The following is a 14,202-nucleotide window of genomic DNA, read 5'->3' as shown; positions in this document are numbered from 1 at the left end:
ACCTTCCGCCGAAAGCTCGAACGGGAAGGCTGTTCCTATCAGGAAATCAAGGACGAAGTCCGGCGCGCGGTGGCTTTCGAACAACTGCGAACCACCTGCGTCGCGACGAAAAAGTTCTGGCGACCGTGAACCACCTGGTTCTCGACGAAGCCGACGAAATGCTGAAGCTGGGCTTCATGGATGACCTGGAAGTGATCTTCAAGGCCATGCCGGAAACCCGTCAGACCGTACTGTTCTCGGCCACCTTGCCGCAGTCGATCCGAGCGATCGCCGAGCGTCACCTGAAGGACCCGAAACACGTCAAGATCCAGAGCAAGACCCAGACCGTCACCGCGATCGAGCAGGCTCACCTGCTGGTTCACGCCGACCAGAAGACTTCTGCCGTTCTCAGCTTGCTGGAAGTGGAAGATTTCGACGCGCTGATCATGTTCGTGCGTACCAAACAAGCGACTCTGGATCTGGCCAGCGCCCTGGAAGCCAAAGGCTACAAAGCCGCCGCGCTGAACGGTGATATTGCCCAGAACCAGCGTGAGCGTGTCATCGATTCCCTCAAGGATGGCCGTCTGGACATCGTTGTGGCGACCGACGTTGCCGCTCGTGGCCTGGACGTGCCGCGCATCACTCACGTATTCAACGTTGACATGCCGTACGACCCGGAATCCTACGTTCACCGTATCGGCCGTACCGGCCGTGCCGGTCGCGAAGGTCGTGCGCTGTTGCTGGTAACGCCGCGTGAGCGCCGCATGTTGCAGGTGATCGAGCGCGTAACCGGTCAGAAAGTGGCTGAAGTTCGCCTGCCGGATGCTCAATCCGTTCTGGACGCACGCATCAAGAAACTGACCAACAGCCTGTCGCCACTGGTGGCCGACGCCGAATCGACCCACGGTGATCTGCTCGATCGCCTGACCGCCGACATCGGTTGCAGCCCGCGTGCCCTGGCCGCAGCCCTGCTGCGCAAGGCTACCAATGGTCAAGCGTTGAACCTGGCCGCTATCGAGAAAGAGCGTCCGCTGGTGCCGAACAACACGCCGCGTGGTGATCGTCCGGAGCGTTCCGGTGATCGTCCGGAGCGTGGTGATCGCGAGCGTCGCGCTCCAATGCCACTGGCCGAAGGTCGTGCTCGTTGCCGTACCGCGCTGGGTGCGCGTGATGGTATCGCGGCCAAGAACCTGCTGGGTGCCATCCTCAATGAAGGTGGCCTGGCACGTGAAGCCATCGGTCGTATCCAGGTACGTGACAGCTTCAGCCTGGTCGAGCTGCCGGAAGATGGCCTGGATCGCTTGCTGACCAAGCTCAAGGACACTCGCGTTGCCGGTAAGCAGTTGAAGCTGCGTCGCTACCGCGAAGATTGATCCGCTTTCGGGCTGATCAATAAAAAATCCCCGACTCGTTCGGGGATTTTTTTTGCCTGTTGTTTTGTGTCTGGACTGGGATCAGTGGCGCCACCAATCGCGAGCAGGCTCGCTCCCACATGGGCATGCAGCCTTTGGTGGGAGCGAGCCTGCTCGCGATGGGGGCAACTCGGTGTGAGGGTTATCCGAAGCGGTAAATGTCCATGCCCAGCGCGCCCATGGTGAACCCCTTGTGGGCCACACTGAAATCGCCTCCGGCACTGCGGGCGAAGTACAGCGGCAGCAAATGCTCATCGCTGGGATGGTTGCGTACGGCGTTTGGCGCCAGCTGACGATAATCGTGCAGTGCCGCTTCGTCGTTGGCCTCCAGTTTCTCGATCATCCAGTCACGAAACACCTGAGCCCAGGGTTCCACGCTTTCGGGGCCTGCATGCCAATCGAGTTCCCGCAGATTGTGGGTAATGCTGCCGGAGCCGATCAACAGCACGCCATCTTCGCGCAGGCTGCTCAGGGCATGGCCGACGCGTGTCTGCAGGGCCGGGCCGCCACGACTGGGCAGGGAAACCTGGACAATCGGGATATCGGCCTGCGGATACATCAACGACAAGGGCACCCAGACGCCGTGGTCGAACGGTCGCTGGGGGTCGAGACGCGCTGGAAGATCGGCTTCATTCAGCAGCTTTGCAACGTCTGCTGCGAGGCGGGGATCGCCGGGCGCCGGGTATTGCACTTCGAACAGTGCCCTGGGAAACCCGCCGAAATCGTGCCAGGTTTCAGGTTGGGGATTTGCGCTGACCAGCAGTTCATGGCTTTCCCAGTGTGCGGAAACAATCACGATCGCTTTGGGTTTTGGCATTTCCATTGCCAGGCGAGCCAGGGCCGGCCCACTGGCGCCAGGCTCCAGGGCCAGCATGGGGGAGCCGTGGGATATGTAAAGACTGGGGAACATCAATGCGCTCCTGAGAGTTAAGATGGCACCATCTTCAGTCAGATCATTGATCTAAATCTAATATAAGTTTTAGGGTGTTTTGATCGAATTTTCGGGGTTAGCTATGCAGCCGGAGTTTTGGCACAAAAAGTGGGCATCGAATCAGATCGGCTTTCACCTGCCGCAGGTGAACCCTTATCTGAAGCGGTTCTGGCCGCAATTGGGGCTGGAAGCCAGTACGCGGGTACTGGTGCCATTGTGCGGCAAGAGCCTGGATCTGTTGTGGCTCGCGCACTGTGGGCACGAGGTACTGGGGATCGAGTTGTCGGAGAAAGCCGTGGAGGACTTCTTCAACGAACATCAATTGGATCCGTCAATCAGTGAGCAAGGCCCCTTCAATGTCTATCGGGCCGGCTCCATCGAGCTTTGGTGTGGCGATTTCTTTGCCTTGACCCCAGGCGATGTCGCGGATTGTTCGGCGCTCTACGATCGTGCTGCACTGATTGCGCTGCCGTCATCGATGCGTGAGCAATACGCGGCGCACTTGAACCGGATACTGCCCAAGGGTTCCATGGGGCTGATGATCACGCTCGATTATGATCAGTCACAGATGGCCGGGCCGCCCTTTGCCGTGCTCGATGATGAAGTACAGCGATTGTTCGGGGCTTCATGGGCACTGAAAATTCTGGAAGATCAGGATGTCCTGAGCGAGAGCGGGAAGTTCCTGGATGCCGGCGTTACGCGGCTTGAGGAGCGGGTTTATCGCTTGATGAGTCGCTAGTTGTCTGTGGCGCTCGGCGGGCACAAAAAAGGGACGATTTGATCGTCCCTTTTTTGGATTTATCGCAGGGTCATTAGCCGCGACGATGCAGTGCGTCGATACGCTCTTCCAGTGGGGGGTGGCTCATGAACAGGCGGGCGAACCCCTGTTTGATGCCACCGTTGATGCCAAAGGCATTGAGTGTATCGGGCATGTGTACCGGCAAGCCTTGTTCCGCACGCAGGCGCTGCAGGGCACTGATCATGGCACCTGTGCCGGCAAGTTGGGCACCGGCTTCGTCGGCGCGGAACTCCCGCTTGCGCGAGAACCACATGACGATCGCGCTGGCCAGAATACCCAGCACCAGTTCGGCGAAGATTGTCGCCACATAGTAGGCGATGCCCTGGCCTTCCTCGTTCTTGAAGATCACTTTGTCGACAAAGTTGCCGATGATCCGTGCGAAGAACATCACGAAGGTGTTGACCACCCCTTGTATCAACGCCAGGGTGACCATGTCGCCATTGGCCACGTGGCCGATCTCGTGAGCCAGAACGGCCTTCACTTCTTCCGGCGAAAAACGCTCTAGCAAGCCCTGGCTGACCGCGACCAGCGCGTCGTTCTTGTTCCAGCCGGTAGCGAAGGCATTCGCCTCGTAGGCCGGGAAAATCCCGACTTCGGGCATCTTGATCCCGGCTTCACGGGATAGCTGCTCGACCGTTTGCAGCAGCCATTGCTCATGACGAGTACGTGGCTGGCTAATGATCTGGGTGCTGGTGCTCATTTTCGCCATCCACTTGGAGATGAACAGCGAGAACAGGGAGCCGGCGAAACCAAAGACTGCACAGAAAATCAGCAGCTGATTGAGGTTGAGATCAACCCCGTTGGCCGCCATGAACCCGTTGAAGCCGAAAAGGCTCAGGGTGATGCTGGCAATCAGCACGACCGCCAGGTTAGTGGCCAAAAACAGCAGGATGCGCATCATGGTTGTAGAAATCTCCTTTTGCTAAAGATGTAGCGTACTGCCGGGTATATAAGGTGCTGCAGCAGGCTATTCAACCGGGTGACTATTTCAAACTGTGTCCTACGGCAATAGCTTAGCTGTTTGCAGGATTTTTCCGATGCAGGGGCGGGAAGTGTTTGAAATCCAGCAAGCGTCCCAGGCCCTGTCGTTGTTGGGCGTGAGCGAGCGGGCGATTACAGGGCAGGCATTAAAAGAAAGAACAGCGTGGCATGACGCACACATATGTTGCTGAATGAATCACCGTGCGCACCATCGGTGTCGCACGGTGAAGATCACTTACTGGCGATAGGACTTGAGGAAGTTGCCGATGCGTCCGATGGCCATGTCCAGGTCATCGACACGCGGCAGGGTCACGACACGGAAGTGGTCCGGCCATGGCCAGTTGAAGGCAGTGCCTTGCACGACCAACAGTTTCTCGGAGAGCAGCAGGTCGAGGACGAACTTCTCGTCGTTGTGGATCGGACAGACTTTCGGGTCGATGCGCGGGAACGCATACAGGGCCCCCATCGGTTTGACGCAACTCACTCCCGGAATGTCATTGAGCAGTTCCCAGGTGCGGTTGCGCTGTTCCAGCAGGCGGCCTGGCGGCAGTACGAGGTCGTTGATGCTCTGATAGCCGCCCAGTGCCGTCTGAATGGCGTGTTGGCTCGGCACGTTGGCGCACAGGCGCATGTTGGCCAGCATGTCGATGCCTTCGATGTAGCTCTGGGCGTGCTGCTTCGGACCGGAAATGGCCACCCAGCCGGAGCGGAAGCCGGCCACGCGGTAGGACTTGGACAGGCCGTTGAAGGTCAGGCACAGCAGATCGGGTGCCAGGGAGGCGGTGCACACATGCACGGCGTCATCGTAGAGGATCTTGTCGTAGATCTCGTCGGAGAACACCACCAGATTGTGCTGGCGGGCCAGTTCGAGCATGTCCAGCAACACTTCCCTTGGGTACACCGCGCCGGTCGGGTTGTTAGGGTTGATGATCACCAGGGCTTTGGTGTTCGGGGTGATCTTTGCCTTGATGTCGGCGATGTCGGGCCACCAGTTGGCCTGCTCGTCGCACAGGTAGTGCACCGGATTGCCGCCGCCCAGGCTCACGGCTGCGGTCCACAGCGGGTAGTCCGGCGCCGGGACCAGAACTTCATCGCCATTGTTGAGCAGGGCCTGCATGGCCATGACGATCAGTTCGGAAACCCCGTTGCCCAGGTAAATATCTTCGATACCGACGCCTTCTACCTGCTTTTGCTGGTAGTACTGCATGACCGCCTTGCGCGCGCTGAACAGGCCCTTGGAGTCGCTATAGCCCTGTGCGGTCGGCAGGTTGCGGATGACGTCCTGGAGAATTTCGTCCGGGGCTTCGAAACCAAAGGGTGCCGGATTGCCGATGTTCAGCTTGAGGATGCGATGGCCTTCCTCTTCCAGGCGTTTGGCGTGCTTGAGCACCGGGCCGCGAATGTCGTAGCAGACGTTGGCGAGCTTGTTCGATTTGCTGACCTGCATGGCGATGTGTTCCCGAAAATGAACGATCCAGCCGGCGAGTGAACAACCTAACTGGGAATCCCGCGTAATCCACGGACCTGGCGCCTTGAGCGCCCACACCCATAAATCCGTTTGAATGCGCGGTGTCTGGCTGCCAGACTGGCGTTTGACGAGGCGCAATCATACGTGCCGCCCGATCAGTGGAAAAGGGACTGATCGGGCTTTTTCAGCTGCCGAGGTGTGATGATGGAAAAGTTGGAAAAAACCCTGGAAGAATGGAAGGCCATGCTCGATCCAGAGCAGTACAACGTGTGCCGGCTCAAGGGCACCGAGCGCCCGTTCTCCGGCAAATACAACGCTACCAGGACCGACGGCGTATATCACTGTATCTGCTGCAACGAGCCGCTGTTCGACTCGAAAACCAAGTTCGACTCAGGCTGTGGCTGGCCCAGCTTCTACGCGCCGATCGGTGACAGCGCCATGGTCGAAATCCGCGATACCAGCCACGGCATGATCCGCACCGAAGTGGTCTGTGCCAAATGCGATGCGCACCTGGGCCACGTCTTTCCTGACGGTCCGCCACCGACTGGCCTGCGTTACTGCATCAACTCGGTGTGCCTGGACCTCAAACCCCGCGAATAATGCGATCACCCCCCCCACTGTAGGAGCCAGGCTTGCCGGCGAAAGCGATCTCGAGGACGCTATCGTCTGTAGGAGCGAGGCTTGCCCGCGAAGGCGGCCTGAAGTCGTGCGATGTCATTGAAAACGCTTCGCCGGCAAGCCTGGCTCCTACAGGAGGGGGAGGGGAGAGGGGGCAACGTTTGATTATTTAAATTGTGTGCAATTCAATTGTTCGCTATGTTTGGTTCGTCTTCCTGAAAACAGAGCCATCATCATGAGCGACAACCTGCTGAGCATTCCTTGCACCACCATCAAGGGTGAGCAAAAGACCCTGGCGGATTTCGCCGGTAAAGCGGTGCTGGTGGTCAACACGGCCAGCAAATGCGGTTTTACCCCGCAGTACAAGGGCCTCGAAGAACTGTGGCAGACCTACAAGGACAAAGGCCTGGTGGTACTGGGCTTTCCCTGCAATCAGTTCGGCAAGCAGGAGCCGGGCAATGAAGGGGCGATCAGTGAGTTCTGCGAGCTGAACTACGGTGTCAGCTTCCCGCTGTTCAAAAAAATCGAGGTCAACGGCGCCGGGGCCCACCCACTGTTCGTGCAATTGAAAAAACGTGCGCCGGGCGTGTTGGGCTCCCAGGGCATCAAGTGGAATTTCACCAAGTTTCTGATCGGCAAGGATGGCCAGTTGGTCAAGCGCTTCGCTCCGGCCACCAAGCCACAGGACCTGAGCCGCGAGATCGAAGCGCTGCTCAAATGAATACCTTGTCCGTCGACTCCCTGAATCTCGACAGCCAGCTGTGTTTCAAGCTGTACGCGGCTTCCCGGGCGGTGATCCGTGCCTACAAGCCGATGCTCGATCAACTGGGCCTGACGTACCCCCAATACCTGGCGATGCTGGTGCTGTGGGAGTGGCAGGAGGCCACCCCGAAGCAGCCGACCGTCAAGGCGCTGGGTGAACGCCTGGCACTGGATTCGGGCACGTTGACACCGTTGCTCAAGCGACTGGAGCAATTGCAACTGGTTCAGCGTCAGCGCTCGGCCCGGGATGAGCGTGAGGTGCACCTGAGTCTGTCATCGAACGGCATGGCACTGCGCGATCGGGTCGGACCGCTCAAGGCGCGACTGTTGTGTGACAGCGGAGTGGATCTGGATCGCCTGAGCGATTTGCGCGCGGGCCTGGATCACCTGTTGGGGCAAATCAAGGCATTGTCGTAGCAGGTATCCATAGATCCAGGAGTGCCGCCAGTTCTTCCCGGCGAAAAGGTTTGGCCAGATAGTCGCTCATGCCCGCCGCACGACAGCGTTCGCGTTCTTCGGACATGGCGTTGGCGGTCAGGGCGACGATAGGCAATTGCGGCCAGCGTCCGCTGCGACGAATTTGTCGACTGGCTTCATAGCCGTCCATCACTGGCATGTTGCAGTCCATCAGCACCAGGTCGAATTCGCTGCTTTCCAACTGATCCAGTGCCTCGGCGCCATGGGCGGCGGCGACCACATCGCAGCCGAGCTTGCCGAGCATGCCTTTGGCAACCAGTTGATTGACCGGATTGTCTTCGACCAGCAGCACTCGTGCGCGACGATGCGGGGATTGTGCGTCTATCCGGTCACCGTTGAGGGTGGCGACTTCCGGTTGCAGGATGCGCCGCAAGGTCTGATAAAGGGCATTGCGCGCCAGGGGGCGCGCTTGCTGCTGCAATGGGCTCAGGGCATTGACCTGTTCGCTGGGCAGGAAGTTGCCGTAGGCAGTCACCAGCAGGATCGGTGCGGTCATGGTCGGGCGCAGGTTGAACAGGCACTCGGGGCAATCGGTAATCAGCACATCGGGATCCAGGCCAATCAACGAGTCATCGATGGCGCGTTGCTGGTAATCCAGTCCCCAGCCGGGCAGGACACTGTCGAGCAGTTCCGCCAGGCCGCTGCTGGCGGCAGTGATGGCGACGACCTTGCCCTGCAGGGAGGGCGGGAGCTGGGCCCGGGTATGACGAGGCAACGGCAGATGTGCGCAGAACTGGCTGCCAAAACCGGCTTCGGAGCTGATGCTCAGGCGTCCTTGCATGGCTTCGCAGAGGTTGTAGGTCAAGGCCAGGCCCAGACCGGTGCCGCCAAATTGCCGGGTAATCCCGGCACCGGCCTGGGTGAAGGGCTGGAAAATCTTGACCTGGGCGTCCTGGGGGATGCCGATACCGGTGTCGCAGACTTCGATTCTGACGCCATCGCCGAATGTCGACAGGCGCACGTCGACCCGCCCGAAACGGGTGAATTTGAGTGCGTTGGACAGCAAATTGCTGACGATCTGTCGAACTCGGGTCGGATCGCCGAGGACCAGGGCCGGGAAGAGCGGATCGATCAGGCAAGTCAATTCAACGCTGGGTGCTGCGTTTTGCGATAACAGATTGGCGGTGTCTTCGATCAGTGAGCCGAGATCGAACGGAATGTGTTCGAGTTCGAGTTGGCCGGCATCGAATTTCGACAGGTCGAGAATGTCGTTGAGCAATTCCACCAGCACCTTGCCCGAGTCATGGGCGATGGACAGTTGTTGCTGTTGCTCGGCATTCAGAGGACCGTCCAGTGACAGCGCAATCATGCCCAGCAGGCCATTGAGGGGGGTGCGGATTTCATGACTCATGTTGGCCAGGAACACCGAACGTGCTTCGGCCATGTCCAGGGCGGTGCTGCGGGCAACTTCCAGTTCCTGATTGGACAGGCTGAGCCGGGCGTTGATCGCCTTGAGCTCTGCGGTACGCGCCGAAACAATGTTTTCCAGTTGGCTGAGGTAGTCGGTCAGACGGTTTTCCGCACTGCGTCGCTGCTGGATTTCGGTCGCGACGCTTTCGAATTGCTGGTTGGCGACTTTCACCAGAACACCGATTTCATCATTGGCATGACCGGCGGGGCATACCAGAGTGGTCGGTTCGACACTGCGCGAATCGCGACCGCTGAGTTCGCGGATAATACGCACCAGCGGTTTGGTCAGCATCACATAGAACAGCGCCAGCAGAATCCCGGTCAGTATCAGGCTGCGAGCGAAGCCGTTCAGCAAGGTGACTTCCGCACGTCGCAGGAATCGATAACCGAACGAGTAAGTGTCGACGTCCAGTTTCAATGTACCGAGGGATTCGTTGGGAAGGTGGTCCAGATAGAGGCGGTCTTCGAATTGCCGGTCGGCACCGAACAGCAGATCGCTGAGCACACGATAGCCGCTTTGCAGGCCGGGGCGCTTGACGTTGGCCAGCACGTTGCCATTGTTGTCGGTCAGCCTTGCGCCGATGATGGCCGGCGAGCGCAAAAGGCCCAGGGTCAGTTCCTGAGCGAGCTCGGCGTCGATGTTGTAGGCGATGCGTGATGCCGGATTGTGGCTGATTTCCAGCAAAGACAGGATTTCACGGTTGATGGAGGCGTCTTCGCTGGCATAATCGATGCCTATTTGCAGCAGGCTGAGCAGCGTGCCCAGAATAAAACCGACCAGCACAGTAAGCCGGGCTTGTTTGTAAGACAGCCGGTTGGTGAACTTTATATCCATGGGGTGCTGGACCACTTCCGTTTCCCTTCGCTGCTCAAGCATAGCCGATCATGCTTGGATGCCGGTGTTCTGGCGAGCCCTCGCACCGGGGCAGGCTCCGGTTTTCGAACGCTGTGTTTCGTCGCTGTATCGTCATCATCACTGTGAACGTGCCCGAGGAGAAGACGTGGATTCCCGATTGAATGCTTTTCTTGAGCGTGCCGATGCCGTTCTGGCCCGTATCGAACCGCTGCTGCCTACGCCCCGGCAAGCCATTGACTGGACACATTGCCTGGCTGCGCGCTGGCAGCGCGAGGGCCGCAGTGGTTTTCTGCTGCCGCTGGAAGTCAGCCTCGACATGCGTTTGTCCGATTTGATCGGCGTTGATCGACAAGTGGAACAATTGGGGCGCAATACCCGGCAGTTTCTCGATGGCCTGCCGGCCAACCACGCCTTGCTCTGGGGCTCGCGGGGCACTGGCAAGTCGTCCCTGGTCCGCGCCTTGCTGGCCGAGCACGCCAGGGACGGCTTGCGTCTGATCGAGATCGAGCGCGATCACCTGGCGGATTTGCCCCGTGTGGTCGAGCAGATCTCCAGGTTGCCGCAGCGATTCGTATTGTTCTGCGATGACCTGTCATTCGAGTCGGGCGAGGGCGATTATCGCGTGCTCAAAAGCGTCCTCGACGGCTCCCTCGAACAGGCGCCGGACAATGTTCTGTTGTACGCCACCTCCAACCGGCGCCACCTGGTACCGGAAAAGGAAAGCGATAACGAAAACTGGAAAAGGGTCGATGGCGAATTGCACCCCAGCGAAGCGGTGGAAGACAAGATCGCCCTGTCGGATCGCTTCGGCCTCTGGCTGTCCTTCTATCCGTTTACCCAGGAACATTTTCTCAATGTCGTCGAGCACTGGATCGGTCAGTTGGCCGAGAAGGCCGGCCTTGAGTGGCAGCGTACCGAGGAGCTGGACATCCTCGCCGTGCGCTGGGCCACCGGGCGCGGGAATCGTAACGGACGTTGCGCGTATCAATTTGCCCGTTATTGGGTCGGGCTGAAACTGTTGGAGCACAAGGCATGATCGATCTACAACACAGTGGCCAGGGTCTGGAAGGCTACGCGATGCTGCACGCACAGCTGGAATCGCTGCTGGCCGATGAGCGGGACTTCATTGCCAATGCCGCGCAGTTCTCGGCATTCCTGTTCAATCAGCTCGAGGACCTGAACTGGGCGGGTTTCTACCTCAATCGCAATGAAGAACTGGTGCTGGGCCCTTTCCAGGGGCAGATAGCCTGTGTGCGGATTCCCTTCGGGCGCGGCGTGTGCGGGACGGCGGCGGCGACCTTGCAGACGCAGTTGGTCGAAGACGTGCATGCGTTTCCCGGGCATATCGCCTGCGACAGTGCCTCGAACAGTGAGCTGGTGGTGCCGCTGGTCAAGGAAGGGCGCCTGATCGGCGTGCTGGACCTCGACAGTCCGAAACTGGCGCGTTTCACCGCGCAGGATCAGGCCGGTATCGAACAACTGGCGGCCATTTTCCTGCGCCTGACCGATTGCTGATCACATCGTCAGGCCGGCCTTGATCAGCAAGCCTGACGTGTCGACCGCGTCAATCTGTTGCGGGGCCAGGAAGCGTTCGGCGTACTGCCGGTAGATGTTTGCCTTGATGAACAGTCCGAACAAGGGTGGATCTATGTGCGCGTCCCTGCACATGGTGGCCATGATGCCCAGCGCTTCGCTCAAGGGTTTGGCTTTCTTGTACGGACGATCTGCAGCCGTCAGGGCTTCGAAAATATCGGCAATGGCCATCATCCGCGCCGGCAGACTCATGTCCTCGCGCTTCAAGCGTTTGGGGTAGCCGGTACCGTCCATTTTTTCATGGTGGCCACCGGCTATTTCCGCAACGTTGCGCAGATGGCCAGGGAAGGGCAGATGACTGAGCATAAGAATGGTCTGCACCATGTGATGATTGATGATGTAGCGCTCTTCGTTCGTCAGCGTGCCGCGAGAAACGCCCAGGTTGTACAGTTCTCCTCGGTTGTATTTGTAGCGCGGTACATCGAGTTTGAATCCCCAGGGATTGTCCGGTGCGATCAGTTCGGTTTCGGCGCGTTCGAACAAGTGTTCGGGTTTGTCCGCCAGCAATGGCTCGGTGACCGGGAGCGTTGCGGGTGACGTGCGAGCCTGGCGCTGGTTCTCTTCCCAGGAGACGCCCAGCCTGTCATCAAGAGTGCGTGTCCAGGTGCGTTGGCCAATGGCGCGCAAACGTTGCAGATCGCTCTCGGCCATCGCTTCGCCGCCAAGGTTGCAGCGGGCGACAAAGGTGAAGTCGTCATCCAGTTCCGCCAGGATTTCATCACGCACCTGTGCCAAACGTTCTTTATCACCACCCTCGGCGACCGCTTGCCAATAGCTGATCCATGCATCGCGCTTGAGCACTTCGAAGCGGGTGCGGATTTCGTGGATGCGATCGTTGAGGGTTTCCAGTTTCGTGGCTTTATCGACGACGTATTCAGGCGTGGTGATCTTGCCGCAGTCATGCAGCCAGGCGGCGATATGCAACGCCTCCCAATCATCGTCGGTGGGGCGGTAGTCGCTGAAGGCCGGTTCCTGGCTAGTTGCGGCGGCCCGTGCGAGCATCAGGGTCAGGGCCGGCACACGCTGGCAATGTCCGCCGGTATAGGGACTCTTGGCGTCAATCGCGCCGGCCAGCAACTTGATGAATGCATCCATCAGCTGTTTCTGCCGGTCTTGCAGCCGCTGACTTTCGATGCTGACCGCAGCCGCACCGGACACGGCCTGCAGAAAGGCAATACGGTCCGGGCGGAGTTTTTCCATGTCGCTCTGATTGCCGCTGTCGGACAACAGAAACACCAGCAGGCCCACGGTTTCGTTGTGGCGGTTGTGCAAGCGGATGCCGATCAGATGAACCCGGGGACATTCCAGGGCAAGCAGCACTTTTTGCAGATCCCCCGCCTGTTCGAAACCCAGATCGCTCACGACACTGTCATTGTTCGACAGCTGGCGTAGCCAGCTCGGGCTCTGGGGGTTGTGCAACTCGTGGGAGCGAATATCGAATGACGCCAAGGCTTGTGCCGTGTCGTTGATGACCAGGCCATGGGGCTCCATGCGATCGCCGTCACCTTCGCGCAGGTAGATCAGGCCGGCCTGGGCCTGGCCGATTTTCACGGTTTCGAACAACACCCGCTCCAGCAAGGGAGCGAAGCGGGTTTCGGCGCTCAGGCTGTCGGTGATCTGAAAGAAACTGGCCAGGGTGTCCTTCATGCGCGCCATCGATACGCTCAGTTGGTCGACTTCCAGTACCGGAGAGCGACGGGTCGCAGGCGCATTGAAGTCGAAACTGCGAATCGCATCCGCTTCCTGTACCAGTGCACGCAAGGGCTTGACCAGGATCCTCGACGTCAACCAGCCCAGCGGAACGCACAACAGCAAGGTCGCCAGGGTAATCAGCGCGCCTTGCCAGCGCATTCGGTAGGCATCGACCAGTAATTCGTCTTCCGGTACCAGCAGAGCGAGTTGCAGACCCTCGGGTCCACCTTCCTGCATGCTGCTTCGGGCCACGATCCATTGTCGACCACCGACATTCAGGCGGTTTCCTCCTGGAGGATTGTCCAGTAGTGCGGCCAGGCCTGGGCTGAGATCGGCAGCCTTGATCAGGCGCGCGCTCTGATCGTCGACGATCAGGCGGCTGGCGTCAGGGTAGGCAATGGCATTGCCCCGGGCATCGAACAAGACGATTTCGGTGGAGGGCGTTACCACATGTTTGGCCAAGGTGGCGCTGAGTTCGGCCAGGGTCAGATCCGCTCCCATCACCACCTGTTCGCCACGGCGTCGTGCCAGGGTGGTGCCGATGTTGTGGGTGGAAAAGAAGAAATAGGGCTCGGTGGTGATTTGCCCATCGCCGTGGCTGGCACTGGTGAACCAGGCGCGGTCGCGCGGATCGTAGGCGTCATCCGGGTTGTCCTGACGACTGATCAGGTTCAGGTTCCGATCGAAAAACAGGGATTGGGAGCGCACTTGGCCATTGCCGCTTCGTTCGATGCTCCACACTTGATAGGTCGCTGTATCCGGTGCCTTCAGCAACGTTTTCAGATGCTCGGTTCGCAATGGGCGAACCATGAAGAAATCACCATTGCCGTAACCCAGGTACAAAGATGCCAGATCGGGGTTGTCCGTAAGCGATTGGCTGAAGGACTCCAGGAGTGCCAGGCGATGCTCAAGGTCCTGGGCCTGTACGGCAGGGTTGACGACCAACAGGCTCAGCAAGTGACGGATGGGTTCATAGGTGGCGTGCAAATCCACGCGCACGTCCTGCTCGATGCGTTCGAAGAGCTTCTCGCTGCTCGACAGAATGATCTGCGTGGTCTGCCGGTAATTGAACAGGCCCAGCACCACGGCGGCGAGCAAGAGCAGGAAGGTAAACATTACGCTGATATGAATGTGCAGCGGAAACCGTCGTTGATCCTGACGCAGTGGGCTGGGCATGCAAGTCACTCCATGAGGGTTAACGCACTGCTCAGCGCCCAAGCATAG

The 14,202-nt window shown here is 59.1% G+C and carries 11 protein-coding genes and 1 pseudogene; 7 read left to right on the top strand and 5 right to left on the bottom strand.

Annotated features, from left to right (window positions below):
- Nucleotides 1-89: 89 nt before the first annotated feature.
- Nucleotides 90-1,352 (top strand): annotated as a pseudogene (locus ACQKP2_RS12485) (DEAD/DEAH box helicase); the annotation flags it as partial.
- A 181-nt stretch (nt 1,353-1,533) separates the two neighbouring features.
- Here the strand turns inward: ACQKP2_RS12485 and ACQKP2_RS12480 are convergent.
- Nucleotides 1,534-2,301, bottom strand: a complete 768-nt coding sequence (locus ACQKP2_RS12480) for a DODA-type extradiol aromatic ring-opening family dioxygenase (protein WP_427576754.1) — start codon at nt 2,299-2,301, stop codon at nt 1,534-1,536.
- A gap of 103 nt (nt 2,302-2,404) precedes the next feature.
- Here ACQKP2_RS12480 and ACQKP2_RS12475 point away from each other — a divergent pair, with 103 nt between their 5' ends.
- Nucleotides 2,405-3,061, top strand: coding sequence for a thiopurine S-methyltransferase (locus ACQKP2_RS12475; protein WP_427576753.1), 657 nt, complete (start codon nt 2,405-2,407; stop codon nt 3,059-3,061).
- A gap of 73 nt (nt 3,062-3,134) precedes the next feature.
- On the opposite strand, the gene htpX is transcribed toward ACQKP2_RS12475, so the two are convergent.
- Both htpX and ACQKP2_RS12465 read right to left on the bottom strand, forming a co-directional pair.
- Nucleotides 3,135-4,022 (bottom strand): protease HtpX, encoded by an 888-nt coding sequence (htpX, locus tag ACQKP2_RS12470; RefSeq protein WP_427576751.1) that lies wholly within the window; start codon nt 4,020-4,022, stop codon nt 3,135-3,137.
- A gap of 315 nt (nt 4,023-4,337) precedes the next feature.
- The gene (locus tag ACQKP2_RS12465; protein ID WP_427576750.1) at nt 4,338-5,549 is read right to left on the bottom strand and encodes a pyridoxal phosphate-dependent aminotransferase; all 1,212 of its coding nucleotides are present in this window, start codon (nt 5,547-5,549) and stop codon (nt 4,338-4,340) included.
- A 225-nt stretch (nt 5,550-5,774) separates the two neighbouring features.
- On the opposite strand from ACQKP2_RS12465, the gene msrB reads away from it, so the two are divergent.
- The 3 genes from msrB (at nt 5,775) to ACQKP2_RS12450 (ending at nt 7,367) form a co-directional block, all read left to right on the top strand.
- Nucleotides 5,775-6,170, top strand: coding sequence for a peptide-methionine (R)-S-oxide reductase MsrB (gene msrB, locus ACQKP2_RS12460; protein ID WP_427576748.1), 396 nt, complete (start codon nt 5,775-5,777; stop codon nt 6,168-6,170).
- Between the two features lie 253 nt (nt 6,171-6,423).
- Complete coding sequence (locus tag ACQKP2_RS12455; RefSeq protein WP_427576746.1) at nt 6,424-6,909, top strand: glutathione peroxidase; 486 nt, start codon at nt 6,424-6,426, stop codon at nt 6,907-6,909.
- The gene (locus tag ACQKP2_RS12450) at nt 6,906-7,367 is read left to right on the top strand and encodes a MarR family winged helix-turn-helix transcriptional regulator (RefSeq protein ID WP_427576744.1); all 462 of its coding nucleotides are present in this window, start codon (nt 6,906-6,908) and stop codon (nt 7,365-7,367) included. Before ACQKP2_RS12455 ends, ACQKP2_RS12450 begins: the two co-directional genes overlap by 4 nt.
- Here ACQKP2_RS12450 and ACQKP2_RS12445 read toward each other — a convergent pair.
- The gene (locus tag ACQKP2_RS12445; RefSeq protein WP_427576742.1) at nt 7,351-9,672 is read right to left on the bottom strand and encodes a response regulator; all 2,322 of its coding nucleotides are present in this window, start codon (nt 9,670-9,672) and stop codon (nt 7,351-7,353) included. The two genes, ACQKP2_RS12450 and ACQKP2_RS12445, sit on opposite strands and share 17 nt — an antisense overlap.
- Nucleotides 9,673-9,838: 166 nt before the next feature.
- On the opposite strand from ACQKP2_RS12445, the gene ACQKP2_RS12440 reads away from it, so the two are divergent.
- The gene (locus ACQKP2_RS12440) at nt 9,839-10,729 is read left to right on the top strand and encodes an ATP-binding protein (RefSeq protein WP_427576740.1); all 891 of its coding nucleotides are present in this window, start codon (nt 9,839-9,841) and stop codon (nt 10,727-10,729) included.
- A complete protein-coding gene (locus tag ACQKP2_RS12435; protein WP_427576739.1) occupies nt 10,726-11,208 on the top strand; it encodes a GAF domain-containing protein in 483 nt (160 codons plus the stop codon). Before ACQKP2_RS12440 ends, ACQKP2_RS12435 begins: the two co-directional genes overlap by 4 nt.
- Here the strand turns inward: ACQKP2_RS12435 and ACQKP2_RS12430 are convergent, their stop codons facing one another.
- Nucleotides 11,209-14,154, bottom strand: a complete 2,946-nt coding sequence (locus tag ACQKP2_RS12430) for an HD domain-containing phosphohydrolase (protein ID WP_427576737.1) — start codon at nt 14,152-14,154, stop codon at nt 11,209-11,211.
- Nucleotides 14,155-14,202 lie beyond the last annotated feature (48 nt).

Origin of the sequence: Pseudomonas sp. NPDC089569, from assembly GCF_050280625.1 — a bacterium.
Lineage (GTDB): Bacteria > Pseudomonadota > Gammaproteobacteria > Pseudomonadales > Pseudomonadaceae > Aquipseudomonas.
This window is presented reverse-complemented; position numbering and strand designations above follow the sequence as displayed.

Bases quoted from the DNA above. Each gene is read 5' to 3' on its own strand.
- ACQKP2_RS12475 (WP_427576753.1), top strand. From the start codon at position 2,405: ATGCAGCCGGAGTTTTGGCACAAAAAGTGGGCATCGAATCAGATCGGC.
- ACQKP2_RS12465 (WP_427576750.1), bottom strand. From the start codon at position 5,549: ATGCAGGTCAGCAAATCGAACAAGCTCGCCAACGTCTGCTACGACATT.
- ACQKP2_RS12455 (WP_427576746.1), top strand. From the start codon at position 6,424: ATGAGCGACAACCTGCTGAGCATTCCTTGCACCACCATCAAGGGTGAG.
- ACQKP2_RS12445 (WP_427576742.1), bottom strand. From the start codon at position 9,672: ATGGATATAAAGTTCACCAACCGGCTGTCTTACAAACAAGCCCGGCTT.
- ACQKP2_RS12430 (WP_427576737.1), bottom strand. From the start codon at position 14,154: ATGCCCAGCCCACTGCGTCAGGATCAACGACGGTTTCCGCTGCACATT.
- ACQKP2_RS12480 (WP_427576754.1), bottom strand. From the start codon at position 2,301: ATGTTCCCCAGTCTTTACATATCCCACGGCTCCCCCATGCTGGCCCTG.
- ACQKP2_RS12450 (WP_427576744.1), top strand. From the start codon at position 6,906: ATGAATACCTTGTCCGTCGACTCCCTGAATCTCGACAGCCAGCTGTGT.
- htpX (WP_427576751.1), bottom strand. From the start codon at position 4,022: ATGATGCGCATCCTGCTGTTTTTGGCCACTAACCTGGCGGTCGTGCTG.
- msrB (WP_427576748.1), top strand. From the start codon at position 5,775: ATGGAAAAGTTGGAAAAAACCCTGGAAGAATGGAAGGCCATGCTCGAT.
- ACQKP2_RS12435 (WP_427576739.1), top strand. From the start codon at position 10,726: ATGATCGATCTACAACACAGTGGCCAGGGTCTGGAAGGCTACGCGATG.